24 protein-coding genes and 1 other annotated feature are annotated in these 25,209 nt (G+C 36.4%); of the genes, 12 read left to right on the top strand and 12 right to left on the bottom strand.

Annotation, left to right across the window (positions count from 1 at the left end; genetic code table 11):
- Positions 1–218: 218 nt before the first annotated feature.
- The 3 genes from EKM60_RS03100 to EKM60_RS03090 form a co-directional block, all read right to left on the bottom strand.
- The gene (locus tag EKM60_RS03100; protein WP_125712345.1) at positions 219–722 is read right to left on the bottom strand and encodes a QueT transporter family protein; all 504 of its coding nucleotides are present in this window, start codon (positions 720–722) and stop codon (positions 219–221) included.
- Between the two features lie 95 nt (positions 723–817).
- Positions 818–1,543 carry a 3-oxoacyl-ACP reductase gene (locus EKM60_RS03095; protein ID WP_404811382.1) on the bottom strand — a complete coding sequence of 242 codons (726 nt, stop codon included), beginning with the start codon at positions 1,541–1,543 and terminating at the stop codon, positions 818–820.
- Positions 1,543–1,764 (bottom strand): DUF2829 domain-containing protein, encoded by a 222-nt coding sequence (locus tag EKM60_RS03090; protein ID WP_125712341.1) that lies wholly within the window; start codon positions 1,762–1,764, stop codon positions 1,543–1,545. The genes EKM60_RS03095 and EKM60_RS03090 overlap by 1 nt, the downstream gene beginning before the upstream one ends.
- A 140-nt stretch (positions 1,765–1,904) precedes the next feature.
- On the opposite strand from EKM60_RS03090, the gene EKM60_RS03085 reads away from it, so the two are divergent.
- The 3 genes from EKM60_RS03085 to EKM60_RS03075 are packed head-to-tail and all read left to right on the top strand — an operon-like array spanning position 1,905 to position 4,413.
- Positions 1,905–2,627, top strand: coding sequence for an ABC transporter ATP-binding protein (locus EKM60_RS03085; RefSeq protein WP_125712339.1), 723 nt, complete (start codon positions 1,905–1,907; stop codon positions 2,625–2,627).
- Positions 2,627–3,760, top strand: coding sequence for an ABC transporter permease (locus EKM60_RS03080; RefSeq protein WP_125712337.1), 1,134 nt, complete (start codon positions 2,627–2,629; stop codon positions 3,758–3,760). Before EKM60_RS03085 ends, EKM60_RS03080 begins: the two co-directional genes overlap by 1 nt.
- Before the next feature lie 11 nt (positions 3,761–3,771).
- The gene (locus EKM60_RS03075; RefSeq protein ID WP_125712335.1) at positions 3,772–4,413 is read left to right on the top strand and encodes a TetR/AcrR family transcriptional regulator; all 642 of its coding nucleotides are present in this window, start codon (positions 3,772–3,774) and stop codon (positions 4,411–4,413) included.
- A gap of 35 nt (positions 4,414–4,448) precedes the next feature.
- Here the strand turns inward: EKM60_RS03075 and asnB are convergent, their stop codons facing one another.
- Positions 4,449–6,407: an asparagine synthase (glutamine-hydrolyzing) gene (gene asnB / locus EKM60_RS03070; RefSeq protein WP_125712333.1), complete on the bottom strand. Its 1,959-nt coding sequence runs from the start codon at positions 6,405–6,407 to the stop codon at positions 4,449–4,451.
- Between the two features lie 388 nt (positions 6,408–6,795).
- On the opposite strand from asnB, the gene EKM60_RS03065 reads away from it, so the two are divergent.
- Complete coding sequence (locus EKM60_RS03065; protein WP_125712331.1) at positions 6,796–7,146, top strand: DUF2200 domain-containing protein; 351 nt, start codon at positions 6,796–6,798, stop codon at positions 7,144–7,146.
- Positions 7,147–7,181: 35 nt separating this feature from the next.
- Here EKM60_RS03065 and EKM60_RS03060 read toward each other — a convergent pair whose 3' ends face one another.
- On the bottom strand, positions 7,182–7,763 hold the full coding sequence (locus EKM60_RS03060) for a peptidylprolyl isomerase (protein WP_125712329.1): 582 nt from the start codon (positions 7,761–7,763) through the stop codon (positions 7,182–7,184).
- A gap of 79 nt (positions 7,764–7,842) precedes the next feature.
- On the opposite strand from EKM60_RS03060, the gene EKM60_RS03055 reads away from it, so the two are divergent.
- A complete protein-coding gene (locus EKM60_RS03055) occupies positions 7,843–8,067 on the top strand; it encodes a hypothetical protein (RefSeq protein ID WP_125712327.1) in 225 nt (74 codons plus the stop codon).
- Here EKM60_RS03055 and EKM60_RS03050 read toward each other — a convergent pair.
- The 3 genes from EKM60_RS03050 to EKM60_RS03040 are packed head-to-tail and all read right to left on the bottom strand — an operon-like array spanning position 8,064 to position 9,794.
- The gene (locus tag EKM60_RS03050; protein ID WP_125712325.1) at positions 8,064–8,369 is read right to left on the bottom strand and encodes a bacteriocin immunity protein; all 306 of its coding nucleotides are present in this window, start codon (positions 8,367–8,369) and stop codon (positions 8,064–8,066) included. The genes EKM60_RS03055 and EKM60_RS03050 overlap by 4 nt on opposite strands.
- Positions 8,366–9,301, bottom strand: coding sequence for an FAD:protein FMN transferase (locus tag EKM60_RS03045; protein WP_125712323.1), 936 nt, complete (start codon positions 9,299–9,301; stop codon positions 8,366–8,368). The genes EKM60_RS03050 and EKM60_RS03045 overlap by 4 nt, the downstream gene beginning before the upstream one ends.
- Positions 9,291–9,794: a PAS domain-containing protein gene (locus EKM60_RS03040; protein ID WP_125712320.1), complete on the bottom strand. Its 504-nt coding sequence runs from the start codon at positions 9,792–9,794 to the stop codon at positions 9,291–9,293. The genes EKM60_RS03045 and EKM60_RS03040 overlap by 11 nt, the downstream gene beginning before the upstream one ends.
- Before the next feature lie 85 nt (positions 9,795–9,879).
- On the opposite strand from EKM60_RS03040, the gene EKM60_RS03035 reads away from it, so the two are divergent.
- On the top strand, positions 9,880–10,713 hold the full coding sequence (locus tag EKM60_RS03035) for a mechanosensitive ion channel family protein (protein WP_125712318.1): 834 nt from the start codon (positions 9,880–9,882) through the stop codon (positions 10,711–10,713).
- On the opposite strand, the gene EKM60_RS03030 is transcribed toward EKM60_RS03035, so the two are convergent.
- Together EKM60_RS03030 and EKM60_RS03025 are read right to left on the bottom strand one after the other, a co-directional pair.
- Positions 10,706–11,386: a CPBP family intramembrane glutamic endopeptidase gene (locus EKM60_RS03030; protein ID WP_125712316.1), complete on the bottom strand. Its 681-nt coding sequence runs from the start codon at positions 11,384–11,386 to the stop codon at positions 10,706–10,708. The two genes, EKM60_RS03035 and EKM60_RS03030, sit on opposite strands and share 8 nt — an antisense overlap.
- Before the next feature lie 12 nt (positions 11,387–11,398).
- Positions 11,399–12,346 (bottom strand): hypothetical protein, encoded by a 948-nt coding sequence (locus tag EKM60_RS03025; RefSeq protein WP_225426987.1) that lies wholly within the window; start codon positions 12,344–12,346, stop codon positions 11,399–11,401.
- Positions 12,347–12,631: 285 nt separating this feature from the next.
- On the opposite strand from EKM60_RS03025, the gene EKM60_RS03020 reads away from it, so the two are divergent.
- Entirely contained in the window at positions 12,632–13,360 is a 729-nt protein-coding gene (locus EKM60_RS03020) for a M57 family metalloprotease (protein WP_125712312.1), read from the top strand.
- A 77-nt stretch (positions 13,361–13,437) separates the two neighbouring features.
- Here EKM60_RS03020 and pdxR read toward each other — a convergent pair whose 3' ends face one another.
- The gene (gene pdxR, locus EKM60_RS03015; RefSeq protein WP_125712310.1) at positions 13,438–14,892 is read right to left on the bottom strand and encodes a MocR-like pyridoxine biosynthesis transcription factor PdxR; all 1,455 of its coding nucleotides are present in this window, start codon (positions 14,890–14,892) and stop codon (positions 13,438–13,440) included.
- Positions 14,893–15,015: 123 nt separating this feature from the next.
- Between pdxR and EKM60_RS03010 the strand changes: the two genes are divergently transcribed.
- Together EKM60_RS03010 and asnA are read left to right on the top strand one after the other, a co-directional pair.
- Positions 15,016–15,624 carry a LysE/ArgO family amino acid transporter gene (locus tag EKM60_RS03010; RefSeq protein ID WP_125712308.1) on the top strand — a complete coding sequence of 203 codons (609 nt, stop codon included), beginning with the start codon at positions 15,016–15,018 and terminating at the stop codon, positions 15,622–15,624.
- Positions 15,625–15,692: 68 nt separating this feature from the next.
- Positions 15,693–15,944 (top strand) — a binding site (T-box leader).
- Between the two features lie 73 nt (positions 15,945–16,017).
- On the top strand, positions 16,018–17,025 hold the full coding sequence (gene asnA, locus EKM60_RS03005) for an aspartate--ammonia ligase (protein WP_125712306.1): 1,008 nt from the start codon (positions 16,018–16,020) through the stop codon (positions 17,023–17,025).
- 364 nt (positions 17,026–17,389) lie between these two features.
- On the opposite strand, the gene EKM60_RS03000 is transcribed toward asnA, so the two are convergent.
- Positions 17,390–18,577, bottom strand: a complete 1,188-nt coding sequence (locus tag EKM60_RS03000; protein WP_125712304.1) for an NADH-dependent flavin oxidoreductase — start codon at positions 18,575–18,577, stop codon at positions 17,390–17,392.
- A gap of 124 nt (positions 18,578–18,701) precedes the next feature.
- Between EKM60_RS03000 and EKM60_RS02995 the strand changes: the two genes are divergently transcribed.
- The 3 genes from EKM60_RS02995 (at position 18,702) to EKM60_RS02985 (ending at position 25,198) form a co-directional block, all read left to right on the top strand.
- Positions 18,702–20,507 carry an FAD-binding protein gene (locus EKM60_RS02995; RefSeq protein ID WP_125712301.1) on the top strand — a complete coding sequence of 602 codons (1,806 nt, stop codon included), beginning with the start codon at positions 18,702–18,704 and terminating at the stop codon, positions 20,505–20,507.
- A 343-nt stretch (positions 20,508–20,850) separates the two neighbouring features.
- The gene (locus tag EKM60_RS02990; protein WP_125712299.1) at positions 20,851–22,026 is read left to right on the top strand and encodes an exonuclease SbcCD subunit D; all 1,176 of its coding nucleotides are present in this window, start codon (positions 20,851–20,853) and stop codon (positions 22,024–22,026) included.
- Between the two features lies 1 nt (position 22,027).
- Positions 22,028–25,198 carry an AAA family ATPase gene (locus EKM60_RS02985; RefSeq protein ID WP_125712297.1) on the top strand — a complete coding sequence of 1,057 codons (3,171 nt, stop codon included), beginning with the start codon at positions 22,028–22,030 and terminating at the stop codon, positions 25,196–25,198.
- The last annotated feature ends 11 nt before the right edge of the window (positions 25,199–25,209 follow it).

Raw genomic sequence — 25,209 nt, 5'->3', positions numbered from 1 at the left:
GCCATATCCCCAAAAAGAGATATAGCTATAACGATATCGAGCCGGAGGTCACGAGGGAAGATGCCAGCAGTGCAAAGGCTGTTAGTACGGCAAGGCCGTCCTTACAGCATCGACGATTCTGAGATTTGCGCAGCAAAGCTAAAGATCGATACGTGAGACCGAGGCTCACGTAGTTCGCACAGCAGGCATCATCCCTCGTGACCGTAGGCGGCAACCCTTTAACGACTCAAATCGAACCTCTTACCCAACGCATAAATAATCAAACCACCGATCGCCATAGACAACAGTTCCCCAATCCCGATCGTAAACCAGCTGATCCAAAATGGAGTTTTAAAAACAAAATATAGTTGTCCAGCAACGGTAAACATTGAAAATGCAAAAATAATTCCCGTAATTATAAATTTAAGACGCATATCCTTAGTCATTTTAGTAAGCCATAAAACAAAGAATAGCACTAACAGCGTAGCAATTGTTCCGACCGGTACATCCAATGTCCACGTTGGTGACATGAAGTTAGATAAAAAGACACCAAGGGTAACTCCCCAAATATATCGTTTGTTATACAGCACTAAGTAGTTGAACATTTCCGAAAACCGGATCTGTACCACTCCAAAACTCAGTGGAGTAAAAACTACCGTCATTGCCACATATAACGCCGCGACAACCGCTGTACTTACAATATCTTGGATCGAAATTCCTGATGTCTTAGAAAAGTTTTTCATTATTGTTCCCCTTTGTAACCATATTTGGTTAGTAATAACTACGACCAAAGGTAGATTAAGTGTCGTAGTGAATGTTTTTCACATTTTATTTAGTTTTACTTAGCAGTCCAGCCACCATCGATCGGCACCACACTGCCATGAATATAATCAGATCTGTCACTGGCTAAGAAAAGAGCCAATTCGGCTACCTCTTCGGGTTTCGCCCATCGTTTAGCAGGAGTTTGTTCTGCCACCCAGTTGGCCATCTTACCGTCTCCAGCAAAATCGGCCGCATTCATTGGCGTATTGATAGCTCCGGGAGCAATACAATTGGCTCTAATACCGCGTGCTGCATAGTCTACATCGAGTTGCTTAGTCATTCCAATAACCGCATGTTTAGAAGCCGTATAGGCAACACCACCACCATCAGCGACCAACCCAGCAATAGATGCCATATTAACAAACACACCTTTGCCTTGTACCAGCATCATCGGTAAGGCCTTTTTGATAACCATAAATTGGCTAGTCAAATTAACATTCAAGATGTTTTGCCACTGATCCAAACTAGTTTCAGTCACCGGACTATAACCATCTAGAATACCAGCCGTATTGCAGACAATATCGATCCGACCAAATTTAGTTTTGATCTTAGTAAACAGATTCTCAATAAAATCAGCCTGACTGACATCCCCTTTAAACGTTTCAACATCCAAAGAAATATCATTCTTATCAACCGCAATTACGATAGCACCATTATCTTTAAATAATTTAGCTTGAGCCAGCCCTATTCCAGATGCTGCACCAGTCACAAGGACCACTTTATCAGTAAAATCTTCGGCCATTATTTAACTAGTTCCCAGTCATCAGCCAAAATATCACAATCTGTTGGTGACCACATACTGTAAGCTTCATCTTCAGTCTTGATCAAAAAGTATGGGTTCAAAACATCGCCTTCAAACTTGCCTTCTTGTTGTAAGATAACAAATAATTCTGTACCTTCCCAACCAGTACGAACAGCTTTTTCACCATTCTTGATACTAGGTAAAATCTTTTCAAATGTCATTAGTGTCCTCCTTCTTATGTGCTATTGGTATTTTATCATACTCAAAATATCTTAAGAAAAACGATTGACAGTAAGTCAAATCATGCTATACTAATTTCCAAAAGGTGAGTAACTACTCACTTACTGAAGGAGGAACTTCTATGGCTGATTCAATCATCTCCCTAAAACACTTAGTAAAAAAATTTGGTAATCAAACCGTTCTAAAAGATATTAACTTTGATGTCCACACTAGTGAAATTGTTGGATTGATCGGACCATCAGGTGCCGGTAAGTCGACTGTTATCAAAACGGCATTAGGAATGGAAGTAGCCGATGGCGGTTCTGCCAAAGTCTTCAACACAACCATGCCTAATCGTGAACTACTAGCAAACATCGGCTACATGGCTCAAACTGACGCTTTATATGATGACCTATCAGGGAGAGAAAACCTGAAGTTTTTTGCAGTCATGAAGGGGTTGTCTCGCAAAGAAACCATCAACGAAATCGAACATGTTTCCAAAGTTGTTGATTTAACTGATGATCTGGACAAACGGGTCAGTGGATATTCTGGTGGTATGATGCGTCGTTTATCATTAGCAATCGCACTACTAGGTAAGCCCAAGTTATTAATTTTGGATGAGCCTACCGTTGGTATCGATCCCGCTTTGCGTAGACAGATATGGAAGGAATTACAACATATCCGCAATGAAGTAAGAGGCATCCTGATCACTACTCACGTAATGGACGAAGCCGAATTAACCGATAAAGTTGCATTATTACTCGATGGAAAAGTAATGGCTTTTGATAAACCAGACGTTCTTAAAATGCAATACGATGTTGATTCAATTGAAAATGTATTCTTGAAGGCAGAAGGTGTTTTATAATGCGAATAATATCAATTATGAATAGAGTTCTAAAAGAACTATTCAGAGACAAGAGAACCTTAGCATTGATGTTTTTAGCTCCAGTTTTAATATTACTACTACTGAGTTTTATTTTTAATTCCAATTCAACCACCGATGTTGATATAGCGACTGTTTCAATGCCATCAAATATCAGTGCTAATCTTGATAACACTAAGCATGTTAGTGTGACTAAATACAACACTAAAGAAGCTGCTAAAAGGGCTTTGAAAGACGACAAAGTTGATGCCATCATTCAACAAAAAGGTAGTAATTATAATTTGACGTATGCCAATACAGATTCAACGAAAACAACAGTCGTTAAAATGGCTTTTAAGAACGCCATGACAAATACTACTATCGAGACACTTAAATCTAAATTAACTGTTGCTTCAACTGCTTTAGCCAAGGTTCAGAGTCAGATGCCTAACGCATCCTCAAGTATGGCTCAAAAAAAGCAAACCACTGTAAAGCCAAAGATCACTAATCATTACGTTTACGGTGACTCAAATACCGGATTCTTTGATAAGATACTCCCAATTCTGATGGGGTTCTTCGTCTTCTTCTTCGTTTTCTTGATTTCCGGTATGGCTCTATTAAAGGAACGTACCAGTGGAACATTAGATCGTCTACTAGCCACACCTGTTAAAAGATACGAAATCGTCTTTGGGTACATGGCTAGTTATGGTATCCTAGCCGTTATCCAAACTATCATTATTGTTATGGTAACGGTCTGGTTACTCGGTATCCAAGTGGTCGGAAATATCTTCTATGTGATCCTGATCAATCTAGTATTAGCTTTAGTAGCATTAGCCTTTGGTATCTTGATCTCAACCTTCGCCAATTCAGAATTCCAGATGATGCAGTTCATCCCTATTTTGGTCATCCCTCAAATCTTCTTCTCAGGTATTATCCCACTAGACTCTATGGCCGGATGGGTAAAGGATATTTCATACATAATCCCAATTAAGTATTCTGGTGACGCCGCTACAAGAGTTATCATGCAAGGTGGCGGATTAAGTTCACTAGGATCAGATTTTGGTGTTTTATTCATCTTCCTAATCATTCTAACTATTCTCAACGTGGTAGGATTAAAACGTTATCGTAAAGTGTAAAGGAGTCTATTATGGAAAGTAATATTTTCAAAAATTATCGTGATTGGCTAGACGGACAGAAAATGCCTAAAGGTAAACGGTCAGCTCTCATGGCAGGATTAGAACTATTTGCCAAAAACGGCTATGATGGAACTTCAACTGCTCAAATTGCTGAAACCGCTGGTATTAGTCAGGCAACTATTTTTAAATATTTTAAAACTAAGTATGACTTACTAATCGCCATCCTAAGTCCAATAATTGAAAATCTGATACCAGTTTATCGCGACGACTTCTTTGCAAAATTTAATGGATTTGAAAATGACCTTCCAGGACTAATAAATTTCGTTGTTGATGATCGTTACAAATTCCTCAAGGAAAATGCCGATTCAATTTTGATCCTTCTCTCTCAGCTATTGACCAATGAAGATATCCGTAAATTAATCGTTAAATTGATCAAAGATTCTCAGCCGGCCTTTGCTGATACAGTATTAAAAACCCTCAAATCTACAAATTCTATTAAAGATGATTTAGAACCTGTCGAAATTATCCGAACAATTGTTGGTCAACTCGTACCCTTCTTTCTTCAGATGCACTTTCTTCCTTCTACAATTGAAGACGAACAAAAAAGTTTAAAATCGATCAAAAAAATCATTCTAGACATTATAAGTAAATAAAAAATGCGATAACCAAGTGGGTTATCGCATTTTTACTATACTAATTTACCATTATCCATAAAGTTTTTAACATCTGGTTGGACATGTTCATATTTATCGCGTGCACCTTCAAAATCAATGAAATATAGCTTATACCAAGTTAGGAATGTAAAAATAGTCCAGATTTGGCGGCGAGCATCAATTTTACCATCAAAATTGTTACGAAGCATTTTTAGAAGTTTATTTTGATCAAACAATTCGCTGACCCAATCTTCACTGAACAATTCACGAACCTTGTTGCAGTACTTTTCCTCGCGCAACCAAGTTTTGATTGGTACTGGGAAACCTAATTTAGGACGGTTGGCCCAATCTTCAGGTAAATGCTTTAGAGCTGCTTGACGCAAGGCCCATTTAGTACCCTTACTATTAAATAGCATATCTGTTGGGATAGTATTTGCTAGTTCAGCAACCTTTTTATCTAAGAATGGAACACGTAGTTCCAATGAATGTGCCATTGAGATCTTATCGGCTTTTTGCAAAATATCGTTTAGCATAAAGTGATGTAAATCGATATACTGCATCTGCTTAACACTATCAACATCTTTTACACGTTGGAAATCGTCGTAATATGCATCTTTAACCGTTCTATTATTATGATAGGCAGGTTTCAAAATGTCATTAGCCTGACGTGAAGTGAAGATAACTGGTTGGTCTAAGTCATAAACAACTGATTCACCAGTATAATAGCTAGCTGGATTAGCTAACCAAGTAAACATATGCACCTTACCTGGGAAAGCTGGCAACTTACTGATACCTTTGGCCAAAGTATAGCGAGCACCCTTAGGCAATTTCTTTAAAGCACTTGAAAAATGCTTAACGATCTTACTTTGAGTGTGCATACCATAATTTATATATCCGGCAAATAATTCGTCAGCACCTTCACCTGATAAAACAACGGTAACTTTTTTACGTGCCAAACGACATAGATACCACAATGGGATAACTGATGGATTACCATCTGGTTCATCCATATGATATTGAATTTCAGCAAAGTCTTCAAAAGCCTCGTCACCTGTAACGGTTGTCTTATTGAAGTTCAAGCCCTCTCGATCAGCTAATTCCTCAGCCGCAGTGGCTTCATCATAAGGTCCATTGTCAAAATTAACACTAAAAACTTCATGAGGTTTCAAAACAGATGTCACATAACTTGAGTCGACACCTTCAGATAGAAAGCTTCCGACAGGAACATCGGCAACGTTGTGCATCTTAATTGATTCTTGAACCGTTTTATCAATCTCATCGATCGTTTCTTCTTCAGTTCTAGTTTTGTTGATATCGTATTTAGCATCCCAATATTTATGAGTTGTAAATTCATTATCACGCAACTCAAACCAGTGTCCCGCTGGGAAACGATAAACTCCCTTGAAGAAAGTTTCGTTCAAATCATTATATTGATTCATTAAATATGATTTCAAAGCTCGTTTGTTAAATTCTTTTTTAAAATGAGGGTGTTCCAAGAAAGATTTGATCTCTGAACCAACAATAAATGTATCGCCACGTTTGTAATAGTATAACGGTTTGATTCCGAAGAAATCTCTAGCACCATAAAGTGCCTTCTTGTTGTCATCCCAAATGAGATAGGCAAACATACCACGAACTCGATTCAAGGTACCTTCCATGCCCCATTCTTCATAGCCATGTAATAATACTTCTGTATCTGCTTTAGTTTTAAATGTGTGACCTTTTTCTATCAGCTCTTCACGAAGTTCTTTAAAGTTATAGATCTCACCATTAAAAGTGATAACTATCGATCCATCTTCGTTTGATAAAGGCTGGGCCCCACCGTTTAAATCAATAATACTCAATCGGCAAAATCCCATAGCAATCTGATCTTTAACGTAATGACCACCACCATCTACATTGGGACCACGGTGACGAATCATTTCCATCATTGATTCAATCGTTGATTCTTTTTGCATAGTTGCAATATCGCTAAAGGCAATAATTCCACACATTATTTGTTTCCTCCATCTTTAGTACCTAAATCTATAAAAAATTTGATTTCTATTATATACAGTTCTTAATTCATGAAACTTCATTATAACATCTATAAAATTGTGACCTGTAAAATTCCTTAATTAATGATAGACGATTCGTCATACTTATCCAAGCAACTTTTTACTATGAAAACCTTTTAATTTCGGAAAAAATGTGATATTCGTATTTTATTCATTATCTAAAACTTATTAGTCGGTTTTATGAATACAAAGAATAGCAAGTTTCTAAGAGAAATATGTATAAACATATTTTGACACGTTCGTATTATTTTTGTCTAGCCTAATGAACTGAAAAGTTTACTTTTATCCACTATAATTGAGTTACAACATTTTTGGAGGATGGATTATGGCTAGTGACAGAATTTTAAAGATGACTTTCAGCAGTATTTATCCGATGTATGTTCAAAAAGTCGAACGTAAAAATAAATCAGTGGAAGATCTCAACAAAGTTATTTTTTGGCTGACCGGATATGACGAAAGCTCTATGAAAAATCAAATTGATCAAGAAACTACTCTTCAAGAATTCTTTGACCAAGCTCCACATTTTAATGAAAATGCCAATTTAATTACCGGCGTGATCTGCGGCATCAGAGTTGAAGATATAACAGATCCACTGATGCAAAAGATCCGTTACCTAGATAAACTTGTCGATGAAGTGGCCAAGGGTAAGAAAATGGAAAAAATTTTACGTAAATAAAAAGAATGTGCGATTGCACATTCTTTTTTAGTAACTTAATCTTCCACTTCAACTGATTCCATAACAATATCTTCATTGGGCTTGTCATTACGATCACGTTTAGCACGTGCGATTTCTCTAACAACATCCATGCCATCAATAACTTGGCCGAAAACAGTATGTCTGTGATCTAGCCAAGGAGTTCCACCGTTCTTATAGGCAGCAATAATCTCTTCTGGATAACCAGCTGGTGCCATTTGTTTTACCATTCTCTTAGGTAAATTCTGGTTTGAAACAATGAAAAATTGACTACCATTAGTATTTGGACCTGAATTGGCCATTGATAGTGCACCATCTAAATTATAAAGTTGATCTGAGAATTCGTCTTCAAATGCTTCTCCATAGATACTTTCGCCACCCATACCAGTTCCAGTTGGATCGCCGCCTTGAATCATGAAATCAGGGATCACACGATGAAAAATAATTCCGTTGTAATATTCCTTCTTAGCTAATTCAACAAAGTTTTTAACTGTCTTTGGAACTAATTCATCAAACAGTTGAATCTTGATATCGCCGTGGTTAGTTTTAATAGTAATTTTTGTACCAGTTGCATTATCTAAATCTAATTGTGGATACATACTTTTCCTCTTTTCAGTCTATTTCCGAAAAATAATCGTAATTTAATTATATCAATATTTAAAAGGTAGGAAAACTCAAATGAAAAAGACTTGTATAACCCATAATTTATTAACTGGCGAAGCCATCAAAATTAAATTAACCACCAATAAATACTTTCAACATACTGATGAGACACTTTACCTTAAAGCTGCCTATATCCTTTTGACCTTATGCAAAAATAATCATCAAACAAGTGGTCAACAGTGTGAGCTCTACCAAAAGTTAAATGAAGATCTAAAAGTTATGATCAAACAATTGAATTAGAACCAAATTGGCAACATAAAAGCAGCAACCGCTGTGGCATCATATTTAATAGCCTTAGGTTTCAGATACTTATACAACTCGATTAATGCTTCCGGCAATTTACTACCATTTTTAAAGTAATATAAAGAAATTTCCTTACATAATTTGGTAGCTATCAAGTCAGTATAATCGTCTTTTTCCAATTGAGTCGCATATCTCAGCAACATATCTTTAATATCAGGATATGCTCTTATTGATTCATCAGAATAAGCCTTACTGATTTGATCAAGCATTAATTTCACGTCTTCATTATCTTTTTTCATGTATTTTCCCCTATTAATTTCACGCCACTAGTCTCGTAGGAGCCGTCTTGATATACAAAAACCGCTCCATATAAATCATTTCTGTGCGTTAACTTTTTATCTCCAGCAAAGAATAATCTCTTTGCTTCAATTTCACCAATAATTGAATCCTTAGTAAAAACCGTAACACTGGCTAAATTTGTCCGCAATGGAAACCCAGTTCTAGGATCAATGACATGATGATACTTTTTCCCATCAATTTCTAAATATCGTTCATAAATACCCGTTGTAACCGCAGAACATGCTGGTAGTTTAACGCTGCCAATAGCATGCCCGCGGTTATTTGTAGGATCTTGAATTCCAATTATCCACTGTGAATCATTATGTACACTATCTCCAACAAATAAAAGATTACCGCCTAGATCAATAATCCCACTATTGATCCCAAAAGAATTCCACAAATCTCTGATCCTATCAGCGATATATCCTTTAGCAATACCGCCCAGATCTAATTCCATACCAGAACACCGCAAAAATATAGCTAGATTATTGTCATCTAGTTGTATTTGTTTTGGATCAATCAATTTTAACTTTTCTTGAATTGCCTTATCATCTGGACGATTTGCCCCAGCAAAACCGATTTTCCATAGTTTCACTAGCGGTCCAATAGCAGCATTAAATCCGAAGTTTTCGCGACTACACTGCACAGCCTTTTTGACTAAATTATATGTAGCTGGGCTTACTTGCACAAAATCTTTCCCCGCCGCCTGATTGATACTCATAACTTCCGACTTACTTCGATTAACTGTCAGAATATCTTCAAAATGACGTATTAAATCCATTGCTGCAGTTATTGCTTGAGTATTTTTCGTGCCAAATGTCGTCAGGTTGATCTGAGTTCCTAAAGCATAGAAACTCTTTTGAGCTTTTTTCTTCGCTAAATTATTTATCATCGTGTTTCGAGGCACCCGTCATAGCATCCGGAATTGGTTTCTTGATTTCTTTGTGCTCTGAAGCACCAGTAGTTGCATCGGGTGTATCTGACATCAATTCTTTGATATGACTAATATCTCCCGTAAACTCCATCGTACCCAAATAATTTTTATCTTCATCACGAATAGCAAAATACTGAATATAAACTAACTTCCCGTGCAAAGGCATACACATTTCATACTGGTCTTCTTGACCGTTCTTGAATGAATCGATAACCTTTTTAACGAATGGCAACACTTTGGCTGGATGGCATTCTTCAACTGTTTCACCTAAAATATCGGTTGAACGCTTATGGACACGTTCTTTTTGATCAGAAAAATATCTAAAGTGATCACTTTGATCAATAAAGTCGACTTCAAATGGTAATGTATTAAAAATTTGTTGAATTTCCTTTAATGACAACCTTCCAGTCTTAAAATTAACGTATCCTTCTTTAAATTCTGGCTCTGACATAATATCCACTCCCTAATTTGTAATATCATTCACAATCTCATTCTATTATAATAAGTTCTGACTTACCAGAAAGGAACAAAATATCTTGAATTCATTCAATACCTTCATTAAAAACATCCTATTTAAAGTCGACTGGGAAAGTTTGGCGCAACATGTACTATCCGTTGTAAGCCAACTGATTCTTTTGACTGTCGTATTACTGTTGATAAATTGGATCGGCAAAAAAATCATAAGACATATTTTCAAGAGTAATCTAAAAATCAGTAAGAATCCTATCCCTCAAAACAAAATGGATACGATCTATACGATCGTTCTAAATATTTTCCGCTACGTCTTGTTGTTCTTTTGGATCTACGCTTTACTTTCAGCTATCGGTATTCCCGTTGGGACCTTGATTGCAGGTGCCGGAATATTCAGTTTGGCAATTGGTCTTGGCGCACAAGGATTTGTTTCCGATATGGTCAATGGTTTCTTCATTTTATTAGAACAGCAAATAAGTGTCGGTGATACGATTCAAGTCAACAATATCGAAGGGGTCGTCACTTACGTCGGCATTCGGACCACTCAAATAAAAAGTGTCGACGGCACACTGAATTTCATACCGAATAGAAATATTACTGTTGTCAGTAATAAATCCAGAAATGATATGCAGGCTTTGATCAATATACCGGTGTACAGCAACTCACCTTTTGAAGAAATAAAAAAAGTTATCCGAGAAGTTAATGCTGGATTAAGTATTAAAAGTCTTCAGATAACCAAGGCTCCCACTGTACTGGGATTTTCAAATTTAAATGACGGCACACTAGTCTTACAAGTCCACGCATATACAAAACACGGCGAACAGTACGCTGTTAAAAACTTACTTTTGAGAAAATATCTTGTTGCGCTAAATGACGCCGGGATCAAACTACCTAAATAAATACCATAATAAAACCAATCAGATTACCTATACTATGTACTGCGATCGGGTAGACCAAATTGTCATCAGTCAATTCATAAATAATGGCAAATAGTATCAGGTCACTATACGTAAAAATAGCTAGACTGGTGAAATCAGACATACTTGTAACGTGATAGAGCATAAACATAACAGTTGCTAGAATGATTGCTAGGATACTGACGGTTAACTTATTCAAATTTAACCGTTGTAATAATCCTTTGAAGATAGTTTTTTGAAAGAAATACTGAAAGATGATCTCTTCCATTATCGGACCGACGATCACGATCATAATAAACATCAGAATGAGCCCTAAAATACTATTATTGTGTAGGATGCTTTCAACATGTCCTTGATTACCTGATTGTGCCGTAAAGATATTCTGCAAAACCATTTGCACTACCAAATCTAAAACAACAAATAATGGTATCAACCACAATTTACGACGATTTTTACTGATGGCATCAAGATCTATGATCATTGAATCTGTAATGGCAAATAAAGCTATTGCACAACTCAAGTATTCTAATAAGACAACCGCATCACTGGCCAGATTTTGTGACATTATTGGTCGTAACCAAGAATATAAAAATTCTGCCGATATAAAGTAAACCACTAATGAACCAAATAATTGTTGTACACGACTACGTTGCATTAAAATACTCCCTTAAAATCTAATTTCATATTCAAACTTCAATTTCTTATAATAATCGAGTTCTATAAAATCAGTTGGTCTAACTTCTCCTGGCTTCTTATCAAAAAAGGTCAGATCCGCCATCTCTAACATTTTATAAACAAACTGAGAACAAAACATTATATTAGGTTTATAAGAATGTTTTGCAACCAAACCGACCATATTATAGGCACTGCCTTCTTGATTTATTTCAATTATCTCATCAAGAATAAATTGCTTCTGCTTAACTGTGACTGGCAAACTATAAACCAAAACAGATGCATCTTCCTTTTGATGAAAATATTCAACGACTTCAGCATTCATACCTGGAGGATAAACATTGTTACCACCGTTATAACTGATTATCGTATCAAGATCACGATCAAACGACAGAGAAATATGATTATATTGTTTTTGAGTAAATGTCGAGATAATCTCACTTGCTGGACTTCCAGTATTAGAAACAACTAAGTATAGGTGCTCATCAACTAATGATGCTTCAGCCTTTTTAAAGTAATCCTCAGTCAATGAACCATGATTAATATATCTGATAGCGCTGTGGCGTGGAATGTCTTCCAAAACTGTTTTGATATTATCTACTGAAACATTCTCTTTGACCCTCGCCATAACCTGCATCATTGATTTTATTTCACTTGAATTGTCTCTCAACTCCTCAAAACTGATCGTGGCAGCCTCTCCTGCCGTCGGTAATCTAAATTCCTGATGATCAGAATTAGTAACAAACCTTTCTACGAAAAAAGGCAGACTAAGGAGGATCACAGCAAACATTTTTGCCGGATAATACATTAAATTCACGTTATGCAGTGGAAATACAGCTACACTAGCATATACAACCTGTATCGCTAAGATGAATCCATAAAAGATGATCATACTTACTTTGATACGTTTCTTAAAAGTAGACATAAGTGTTTTAAAAATCATTATTAAGCTCACATAGGAATAAACAATTATCATAACGGCCAAATTAGCAAACAAAAACAGTCCTATTAGCAATATCAAATTAAAATTTCTTATAGACCTATAACGGTGTAATAAATCGTTCAATTTAATTCCCCTCAGTTTAATGCAAAATATTAATATCTTTTAATTATACTCAAGTATTAAGTTATTATCATTTTAAATGAAGAAAATTCATTAAGTTGTAATAGACATCACGCCGTTTTGATTGTAAACTAAGATAACTCTAATTACAGAAAGAAGTTTTATATGAAGAGAAGTATCATTTTACTTGGCTTGCTTATTATTGGAGGTGTGGCTATAGATCAATCTGATAGTAAACCCGCCGACAATATTAAGGCTCAAGTTATCGGTCATGTAACCAATACGACAAACTATCTCCAATCTAAAGTAAACAGTTTCGTTCAAAACGAGAAGAGCATTCAAAGTACTACTGTTAAAGATCCCACTGGAGAAAAAACTAAAACTGCTTCAGAGAATCAAACCACTCCATCTAATCAAACGCCGATCTTATCTATAATGAATGGTTTTTCAGTTGATAATACCTACTACTACCATTTCACCAACAAGACACCAGAATCGGTTAAACAAGTCTTTGAAACAGCCATAGATTCCTATAACGATACTGGACTAGTTAATTTAGTTGCCGGTACTGGTACCGCAAAACAAAACCGTATCACCTTCTCCATATACCACAAAAATGAAGGTTACAAAGCTTCTTCAATTGAATTAGGAAATGGCGGTCCTAAATTGATTTATAACACTAACGATGTTAACAAACATGCGATAAATCACGCGACTGCATCTATAAACATGAACTATTCAGAATCCGTTACAGTATCCGTAGCGATGCATGAAGTTGGCCACGCACTAGGTCTGGATCACAGTGATGATATGAATTCTGTCATGTATCCTACCAATCAAAACGTCACTCAATTATCCGATGGCGATATTGCTGGTTTAAAAAACATTTACTAATGAATTTAGTTGACATCTGAAAGCAAAAAAAACCTCTTACTTTGAAAAGTAAGAGGTTTTTTGTAGTTATAAAATTTCTAGTTCAATTCTTTTATTATTTCAGATAGTTCCCTGATTGCTCGATTGAATTCGTCACTATTAACATAGGCAAAAGATAATCTTAATGAGTGATCCTCCTTAAAATCATAGATGTCTCCAGGATTAAGCAGGATTTTTTCTTTGATAGCCGCATCAAAAAGTTGTTCAATTCTTATATTGTTTTTAAAAGTTAACCAGATGTAAAAGCCGCCATCAGGTTTATTCCAACTAGCCAAATCTTTAAAATACTTTTCTAAACTTTTCAAGGCATTATCTCGACGATTCTTCAGCTCTATCTTTAGATCTGACAAGTACTCATCATACGCTCCGCTATTTAAAAATTCAGTCAATGCCCACTGTGATAAAGAACTCGCACCATAGTCCATCTGCATTTTCACATCGCCTAAACGTTCAACAATCGGTTTGGAAGCAACGACCCAGCCGATTCTTAGTCCCGGTGCTAACGTCTTAGAGGCTGTGCCAAGATAAATAACCATTCCATTTTCATCCATTGACTTTAGTGTTTTAGATATAACGCCGTTATAAGACAGTTCCTGATAGGCGCCATCTTCAATAATTGGCAATTGATTATCAATGCAGTACTTCATCAATTCTTGACGACGATTTTCTGACATAGTCGTACCAGTAGGATTTTGATTAGTCGGTATCGTATAGAGAACACTAGAATCAACTGTCTCACCTGAAGATAATTTCCAATATTCTATTCCATTTTCATCCATCGGTATTCCTTTTAAGTTCATGCCAGCTGATTGAAACATCTGTAAAGATTTCAGATAACTCGGAGCTTCTGTAAAAACTGTACTACCTTTTTGTAATAAACATACAGCAATCAACTGGAGAGCCTGTAACGATCCCGAAGTTATCAAAATATTTTCTGGATCAGCTCTTATCCCCGAATCTTCTAAATGTTTAGCTATTGCTTGACGTAATTCCAATAATCCTAAATTTTCTAAGTAACCTAAGGATGTCAATTTGGAGCCGACTTTTTGTAATGTTTTACTCCACATACTTTGTGAAAATAGTCTGGGATCAATTTCTCCAGTTCCAATTCTAATAACACTAGGTTCAAATTCTAATCGATTGATAGCTTGGATCATGACGTTGTTCTCTTGGAATGATCCAGATTTCAAATATTCATTCCAGTTTGATTTCGGTAAAAATAACGACCAAGTATTACTCGAAATTTGAGTTCCGGCACCGTGTCTTCCAGAAACTATCCCATAAGAAGTCAATTCATCGATAGCCGTGGTTATCGTACTGCGATTAACTTCAAATAATTCTGCTAAAGCACGTTGCGATGGTAATTTAGTTCCAACGGTCCACTCACCTGCAGCTACCTTGTCGCAAACAAATTGGACTATTTGTTTATAGACTGGAGTATGACCATTTTTTTCAGGACGCCATTCTATTTGAATTGGTGAGATTTTTTGCATTTTTATCTCCTTTTGGCTGGGTATGTATTTTGCTATTGGCTGGTTACAAAGCACAATAATCGCCATATAATCATTTAAGCAATCTTAATTATGCGTAACTTGGTTGGTAAGGAGTAAATCTAGATGAATTTTTTTATTCAAGGATTAACAATGGGATTAGCTTATGTTGCTCCAATTGGCATGCAAAACCTTTTTGTGATCGATTCAGCTTTAACACACACGAAAAAACGAGCTCTATTGACAGCTTTAATAGTAATTTTCTTTGATATTGCGTTATCCATTAGCTGCTTTTTTGGGATCGGCGTCGTGATGAAACACTACAAATGGGTACAGTTGGCAATTCTCTTTTTTGGTAGCCTAATTGTTATCTATATTGGGATCGGTTTATTACGTCCTCATAAATCTAATCTTAAAAGTTCGAAATCTCCCACTTCACTCAAAAAAACTACTACCACAGCCTTTGTGGTCACTTGGGCCAATCCTCAAGCAATTATCGACGGAACAATGATGCTTGGTGCCTTCAACGCAACACTTCCAGCAACCAGCGCAACACCATTCATCACCGGAGTAGCTTCAGCATCATTGATCTGGTTTACTAGTTTGACCTTAGTTATCTCGATGTTTAGTAATTGGTTCAACGCCAAAGTATTGAAATCTATCAACTTGGTCTGTGGAATTATAATTATTATCTATGGATTAAAACTACTATATAGTTTTCTAACCATAATTTAATCTTCTGAACATTATTTTAAAAAAACTATTTACATTTTCAGAAATAATGCTAGTATAAATGTCACAAGATAAAGACGACAAGAAAGAAGAGTAAGTTTACTCAACCTGACAGTGAATTGGGATTGGTGAGAACCCAAGCAGCGTTGAATTTTCTGAATAACCCTTTCTTATGTTTCTGGCCGAAATGGATTTTCCAAAGTAAGTTTAGACGTAACCGATACGTTACCATCGGCAGAGTATAGTTTCTTTGTACTCTTATTGAGGTGGCTTATTTTTGATAAGCAACTTGGGTGGTACCGCGAAAGTCTTTCGTCCCTTTTATTAGGGATGAAAGACTTTTTTTGTTGCCTGTCTTTTATCGACTAAATTTAAAAAAATGAAGGAGACCTACCTATGCATTTAACAATTCCTGAATCATACGATCCAAAACTATCAATCATCGAAACACAAAAAGCAATTCGTTACATTCGTGAAACTTTTCAAGACGAATTCGGTAAGGAACTCAATCTATCACGTTTATCAGCTCCTATGTTTGTTGAAAAATCAACAGGTCTAAACGATAACTTGAACGGTGTTGAAACTCCAGTTTCATTCACTATGAAAGATATTCCTGACCAAACAATCGAAATCGTTCACTCACTAGCTAAGTGGAAACGTGTTGCTTTGAAACGTTACGGCTTCGGCATGCATACAGGTCTCTATACAAATATGAACGCTATCAGAAAAGACGAAGATCTTGATAACATCCATTCCATCTATGTTGACCAATGGGATTGGGAGAAAGTTATTTCTAAAGAAGAACGTACAACTGAAACTCTTAAAGCTACTGTTAAGACAATTTTCAAAGTTATCAAACATATGGAACACGAAGTTTGGTACAAATTCCCAGAAGCTGTTTATCACTTACCTGATGAAATCCACTTTGTTACAACCCAAGAACTTGAAGACAGATTCCCAGACATGACACCTAAAGAACGTGAAAATGCCATTACTAAAGAATTAGGCTGTGTCTTCTTAATGCAAATCGGTGGCAAAATGAAATCAGGTAAACGTCATGACGGTCGTGCCCCTGACTATGATGACTGGAAATTAAATGGTGATATCCTCTTCTGGTATGAACCTCTACAAATGGCTTTAGAAATCTCAAGTATGGGTATCCGTGTCAGCGAAGAATCAATGAAGGCTCAATTAAAAGAAGCTGATGCTGAAGATCGTCTTAAACTTCCATATCACCAAATGCTAGAAAACGGTGAATTGCCATACACTATCGGTGGTGGTATCGGACAATCACGTCTATGTATGCTATTACTTGGCAAGGCTCACGTTGGTGAAGTTCAAGCTAGTGTTTGGCCACAAGACATGATCGACAAATGTTATGAAAACAAGATTCAAATTTTGTAATCTGTCGTTTATTGCCGCTTCCGATTTTGAGTAATTCCACCTGCGCAACTGGTTCCATTACTCAAAATCTCCAGCTCTATGTCCTATATAATTTATGATAGGAAATAAAGATCCCTAGATATACAGATTTTCATAAATCTTGTATATTTAGGGATCTTTTTTCATATACTATTTAAAACTAGCCGGAGAGCACGAGGATGTTGGCCAGCAGTGAAAGTTGCGTTAGTACAGCGTAGCTGTGCTTACGGAACCGACGATTTCGAGATTTGCGACAGCAGAGCTTGAAATCGAGACACGAAACCTTGGTTCGTGTCGGTCGCACAGCAGGCCAACATCCTCGTGCTCGTAGGCGGCAAAAAAACTACTATTTTGCCCCAGCAAATATGCCATCCAAAGCGTTATTAAACAATGAACGGTCCGTTTGAGCATCACTGCTGATTTGTAATCCAGGTCTAAATGATGCTAATAAGAACTCCCAGAATGTTCCTGAAAGTCCAAGAGAATCGTGATCTGACAACGATAATGTATAACGAATGGCATTTTCATCACCAGACTCAACCTTCTGAACCCAATTTGGTTCACGTAAGCTTTCACGTCCGATAGCTGCAAATTCGATACCATTATCGAGCACTTTTTCAGCATCTGCTGGTGATTGAATGTCTCCAACACCGATCAATGGAATATCTTTGCCCAAGTGTTCCTTGATCAATAGGTTTAATGGTGTATCGATCGACTTATCATTGAGTGACTTGCGCCATACATCACCCATTGATACATGTAAGTAATCGATTGGTTTATTCTTAATTGCATCAACAAATGCTAAAGTATCTTCTATTCTAATACCTGGCTTTTCGACTTCCTCAGGTGAGAGGCGATAACCAAGAATAAATGGTGTTTTAGCATATTTATCAATAGCTTTTTGTGCTTCATCGATCACAGCAAATGGAAAGGCCATTCTCTTTTCAAGACTGCCACCCCATCTGTCATCACGGCGATTACTGTGTGGTGAGAAGAATTGTTGGATCAAGTAAGTATTTGCACCATGAATTTCAACGCCATCAAATCCAGCTTGAATAGCACGTCTAGTTGCTTGTCCAAAGTCTTTGATAGTTTGTTCAACTTCTTCTTCACTCAAAGCTCTTGGTTCCTCAGAATTATTACGTAAAGCTGTGACAGCACTGGCACTAACTGGTTGTTTGCCACGAAGTACTGACTTAAAAGTCATTCGTCCGGCACTGAAAATTTGTAAAATAGCTTTAGTACCATTCTTGTGCATAGTGTCAGCTAAACTAGTCAAACTAGGAATAAATTTATCATCGGCGGCACTTAATTCACCCTCAAAGCCTTTACCCTCATCGTTTACATTGGCAACAGCGGTAATGAACATACCAGCTCCACCAGTGTGAATATTGTAATATCTAAGCTCGTCTCTCGTGACCTCACCATTTGAGAAGCTCATCATTTCAGTCATTGGTGGTATTACGATCCTGTTTTTCACAGTAATACCCTTTTTTGCAAAAGTATATGGTTCCAAAAATTTATATTTTGTCATTCATACCCCTCCAATTATCTTAATACGATTATGATAACTCTAATAATAGATATTGTGAAATATTTAATTTGGAATATATTTAATCGTTTATAAGCTCTATACTAGAAATAAAGGAGTGATGGAAATGTTCAAAAATAGATACAGCGCTTGGGATGCAATATATGATGTAGCTGTTTTGGGATTCGGCGGTGCCGGGGCAACTGCTGCCCGTTTTGCAGCTGATAATGGTGCTAAGGTATTACTAGTCGATTCTGCCCCTGAAGGCCACGAAGGTGGAAATACTCGTTATGCCGGACAAGTTATTGCCTCTGGTGACGACTTGGATGATTTAAAAAACTACTATGATGCACTTGCCGATCCACTTTCATATGACAAAAATTTAATGAATAAATATGTTGAGGGACTATATAAAATTCCCGAATACTTGGAAAAATATTTAGGCGTTAAACCCTTTATAATGGGAAAACATCCAGATTCCCCTGTTTCAAAGGCACTCTATTTTATGGCACATGAGTATCCGGAATTATCAGGTGAAGCAACTCATGAACTTGTAGCTGTTCACGAAGGGGTTGCCGACGCAGCTCTATGGAAAAATTTACGTAAACAAGTAACTGACCGTGCTGATAAAATTGATGTTTTATATGAGACACCTGCCAAACATCTTATCCAAGATTTTGACAGCAAAACTATCATTGGCATTCAAATTGAGCAAAACGACCAGTTATTAGATATTAAAGTTAATAATGGTGTTGTTCTTGCCACCGGTGGATTTGAAAATAATCCTGAAATGGTTGAGAACTATTTGGGAGAAACAAGTCTACACCCTATCGGCTCTCTGTATAACAAAGGTGCGGGTGTATCAATGGCCCAGGACATCGGGGCAAAACTCTATAACATGGCAAACTACGAATCATATGGTATCTTCCATGGCCTGACTCCTAAGCCAGCCGCTGGCCAACGTGCACAATTTTTGCCATTTGATTGGCCACAACTCCATAGTGGAAGTGTCTTTGTTGTAGGAGATGACGGAACTCGCTATTTTGATGAAAACGAGATCCATAGACATGGCCATATTCAAAATCATGGTCAGTGGAGAGTTCCCAATGCTCAACTACATCCTTACGTTATTTTTGACGCTAAGAAGTTTAAGGAACTAAATAATGATGAAAATGCCCCCTATCCTGAATTTCTAAACTCCGTTATTAAAGCTGATACTTTAGATATGTTGGCCATTAAAATCGAAGTTGACGCTGAAAATTTAAAGCAAACCGTTGCTGACTTTAATAAATTTTCTAAAGAGAAGCGCGACTTTGCCTTCAATCGTGAACCCGAAACACTAGAAGAATTTGATGACGGTCCTTATTACGCTTTAGCATTTGTTCAAGGACTATTAAATACTGTTGGTGGTCCTGTTCATAATGAAAATACCGAAGTTATCGATACCGACAACAACGTTATCCCTAATCTATATGCAGCTGGAGAACTGGGTAGTTTGATGGGCCGCAAATACAATGGTGGTAGCAATTTAGCCGAAGACTTAATTTTTGGTAAAATTGCCGGTGAGAATGCCGCTAAAGAAAAATCTCTAACTCCAGATGCCACCACGTCAGCTAGTAAACAGGTTAATTTAAAGTTTAACGATAAGGAAACCTTTGAAGCTGGTCCTGATCAATATATTGGCAGATCCAACGCCGGTATGGGTAATGAAATCGTAGTTCGCGTTACGATGGACGGATCAGATATTAAGAACGTAGAAATTCTCAAACAAAGTGAATCTGAAGATTACGGTGCCAAAGCAGTGAGAATGTTACCTCAAGAAATCATTGAAGCCAATTCAACAGATGTCGATGCAGTCTCTGGTGCCTCAGTTTCCAGTGCCGCCATCAAAGAAGCAGTCCAAGATGCCTTAAAAAAAGTAGCTATTGAATAATAAATTATGAACTAAAAAAGAAAAAGTTGTATCACGTTTAAAAAATCAGACGTGATGCAACTTTTTTATGACTACCTGAATTAAGTCGAAAGGATTGAGAATATTTGCCAGCTATGAGAGTGGCGTTATTGCTTTAGCAATTACACCACCGGGCGAGTTTGGAGACTTACCGGTCTGTGGTAAGGCTTCAAACTGAGACCCAGGACAGTGGCTCGGGTCGGTCCGCATAGCAGGCAAATATTCTCAGTCCTGGAGACGGAGACTACAAAATCCAAATTTATATTATTGATCATGTCTTGCCTCACTCACTTTGCTACAATTAACTAGATTGGGAGGAACACATATGAAACTTCTACACACAGCTGATTGGCATATTGGCCGCACTCTGAATGGCTACTCATTACTAGATGAACAAAAGTATGCTTTCAAACAAATTCTACAAATTGCTAAAGACGAAAAGGTCGATGGAATAGTCGTTGCTGGTGATATTTACGATCGAGCCATTCCTAGCACCGAAGCAATCACTACCTTAAACGAAATGTTTAAAACCTTAAATATTGATAACCACTTTCCTATCTATGCGATCTCTGGAAATCACGATGGCGCTAAACGTATGAATTACGGACGAGACTGGATGGAGTTCAATAATTTTTACATTAATACACTATTGGAGGAAGCTTTTAAACCAGTCGAGACATCTGATGCACAGTTATTCTTACTGCCCTTTTTTGATCCAATGGACGCTCGAGTTTACTATCAAAAACAAGGTTTAGATGAAGACTCCGTTAAAAACATCAGAACGATCGGGGATGCTATGTCACTAGTCTTAGATGATATGTATAAGTTATTCGACCCCAAAAAGAAACATATTTTAGTAACACACTTTGCCATTTCGCCAAGTGCTAAAGATATTGACCTGACTAGTGAAACAACTTCAAAAGTCGGTGGCTTGGAAACTTTAAATGCCGCTCAATTTGATAAATTCGATTACGTCATGCTAGGTCACATTCACACTAGATTTGCCTCCCCTAGTGAACATATCAGATATAGCGGCAGCCCTATAAAATTTAACGTTAAGGAAGCTAAAGCCACCGCCAACAAAGGATTTTATATCATTGACACTGAAAAAGAACCTGACAAAGATGATTTGCGAGAAATAACACCAGGAACTGATCTCATCGTTTTAAATGAAACTTGGGAAACATTAGTTGATCCGGACTTCTACTCCAAACAACCAGTTGATCAGGATTGGTTTGCCATTACTATTAGAGATTTTGATCGGACAAAGCATGTTTCAACTAATATTCGTGCTCAACTACAAGATATATATGGAACAGTAGTTGAATTGGATTATAAAAATATTGAAAAGAAAAATATTGAATCAGAATCTCAAGATATAAATCAACTTAGCAATGAAGGTGTAGTCGATCAATTTTTTGAATCAATTACCGGAAATGAATTATCAAAAGAACAAAAATCGATCGTCGACGATATTTTTGTAGAATTGAGAAGTGAATAAAATGAAACCAGTTTATTTAGAGATGAATTATTTTGGACCACATGAACATTCGATCATTGACTTCAGACGTCTTGAAGAAGCTCCTATATTCCTAATTGGTGGCGATACCGGTGCCGGTAAATCAACTATCTTTGATGCAATGACTTTTGCCTTATTTGCCAATACAACTAGTGACCGTGATGCTAAAGAGATGCGCAGTCAGTTTGCACCTGATGATGCTCCAACAAGTGTCACTTTCTACTTTGAACAAGGTAATAATTTATATAAGATAGAACGTACACCTGAACAGTGGTTGGAAAAAAAGACTAAGGCTAAAGGACTGACCCTCAGAAAAACTAGCGCAACATTAGGGATCGTAGAAAAAGTTGGTGGACCGGAAATTCAAAGTATTGCCAGCAAACCACAAGATGTTGGCATTGAAATTTCCGATATTTTAAAACTTAGTGCTGAACAATTCAAAAAAATCATCCTACTACCACAGAATGATTTTTCAGATTTTTTGAAGGCTAAAACTAGCGACAAAAAGGACATTTTAAAGAGAATTTTTGGTACCCAAATATTTACAGATTTTTCTAATAAGCTAAAGGATAAATACGATCAGGCTAGAAAACAAAATAATGATTTTGAAACAGAACTACAAACTCAGATAAATTCTATGAACTTAACTGACGAAGAATTGGAAACTCTCGAACATGAAGCAAAAGACCAAAGAATTATCATCCTCAAAAAATTCGTTGCTAATAGAAAAGATTCCTTAACAAAAGCCCAAATTGACGTAAAAGATACTAATAAGGTTTTAAACAAGGCAGATGCTGAACTCAAAAGAGCTAATGAGATAAAAAATAAATTTGATCATTTAGAAGAACTTCAAAAGAAATATCAAAAAAATATTACTGATAATAAGTCATTCATTGATCAAAAAATTCAGGACGTCTCTGAATTAGATTGGGCTAATAAATATAAAGACAATGTCCGCGATTTAAGCCGTATTAAGCAGGATAACAAGAATAGTCTTACCGCTGAATCCGAAATAAACTCCAAATTAAAAATTGCCCAAGAAAAATACGATTCCGCATCTAAAAAACTAGACGGATTAGTCAAAGAACAGCTAAACATCGATCAAAAGAATTCAAAAATTGACGAACTCTCAAAATTGATCCCTTTAGTAATGAATAGTGAAAAAATCAATCGTAATTTGTCAGAAATAAAACCACAGATTGAATCTATTACTACAAAAATCAATAAACAAAACGATATCTCAACTCAATTAAATGAAGAGATCAAATCAAAAAAGGATCGACTTATCGATCCTAGTTCCTTACAGGATAAGAGAAACTCTTTATTATCTGAAAAAGAAAATTTTGTAAATATTCTCTCCCCTATTGAGAATAAACAAAATAACTTAAACTCAGAAGTCAAAAGCCTTCAAGACAAGATTTCTGATCAAAACAAAGAGCTTAAAACAAAAGAAGATAGCTTAAGTATTGCCAAAAAGGACTATCAAGAAAAAATCGGTACAAGACAATCATTAATGATTGCTCAATTACAACAAGAACTCGTTCCCGGAGAACCTTGCGTTGTCTGTGGTTCAACTGAACATCCCCATATAACCAAAACCGTCCAAGCTGACGAAACCGAGTTGAAGAAATCAATCAACGCCGTAGATACCTCACAAAAAAATTATGCGGCAGCTGAACAAAACGTGAAATCAGCACAGAGTAACTTAGAAACCGTTAATAATGAACTATCGCAAAAAAAGCTTGATTTGCATTCTACAAAGACAGATCTTGAAACTGCCTATCTTAAATTAACAAATTCTTCCACATTGAACTTCCCCAAAGAGTTCAATATGAACTTAATAAAGGAAACTTTTGATGCAGAAATAAACAAAATCGACTCAGATTTAGCAAAAACTGCCAAATTATCCAAAGAAATTTCTACATTGGAAAACTCACTAGAGGAAAATGATCAATTAATTTCTGAGAATAAGATCAAATTTACCCAAGTAAACTCCCAACAGACAACTTACAAAAAAGATTTAAAAGATATAGAAACACAGATCTCCAACAATGACAAAACAAGTGCAGAATTGTCAGAAGAACAAAGAAATTTGAAAAAGAACGTTGCCGATTACACTGCACAATTGGAGACATCCAAAAATGAAGTACATACTAGTGAACTGACTTTATCATCAGGAAAAACACAGCTTAAAGATAATTCTGAACAAATAGATAAACAGTCAGATAGTATCGAAAAATTACAAGCTCTTTTGGATGAAGCCTTAGCATCCCCCGATGCCAAAACTAACGATATAAATATATTAATAAAATGGATCAATGAACTCAATAAAGGTACAAATTCCGAACTCAAAGAAATAATTTCTTCCTATAATAAAGAAAAAGAACTCCTTACTAAAGATATTCAAAAAACAACTATAGAATTAACCGACGTTAAAACACCAGATATTGACAAACTTACAGAAGATTTGAATGAAAAGAAAAAGCTCAACAACGCTGCTATGACAAAGGCAGCCGAATTAAATCTTACTTTCGACAATGCCAATTCAACTTACTCAAAAATCAAAAAAATCGTTAATAGTCAAAGTGACTTTGGTAAACAATTAGCTGAAATAACTAGCTTATACAATGTTATAACTGGTAAAGACGGAAACGACGACAAACTGAAACTCGAAACCTATGTTGTTCAAAATTATCTGCGTAAAGTCCTCGATTACGCTAATCACACCTTTATAAATGATCTATCGAATAATCGTTACAGCTTTGAGATTGCGGCTCAAGGATCTGACAAACGTACTGATCATGGTCTGGATATCAACGTTTATGATAATGAGACTGGTGCCACTCGTTCTTCCGACACATTATCAGGCGGTGAAACTTTTATTGCCGCATTGTCGATTGCTTTATCATTAAGCGAAGTGGTTCAATCCTCAGCTAATGGCGTTAAAATAGATGCATTGTTCATTGATGAAGGTTTCGGATCACTTGATGATGAAACTCTCGAAAAAGCTATGGCCTCACTTGAAAATATTGGGCAAAATCGAATGGTTGGTGTTATTAGCCATATTGATGCTATGAAGACTGCAATTGGACAACAAGTATTGATCAAAAAAATTGGTGATGGTCGCAGTACCGTCAAAATAATCACAAAATAATCTGGAGGAAT

Source organism: Companilactobacillus kedongensis, from assembly GCF_003946625.1.
Lineage (GTDB): Bacteria > Bacillota > Bacilli > Lactobacillales > Lactobacillaceae > Companilactobacillus > Companilactobacillus kedongensis.
The sequence above is the reverse complement of the archived record's forward strand: the minus strand, read 5'-3'. Positions and strand labels throughout refer to the sequence as shown.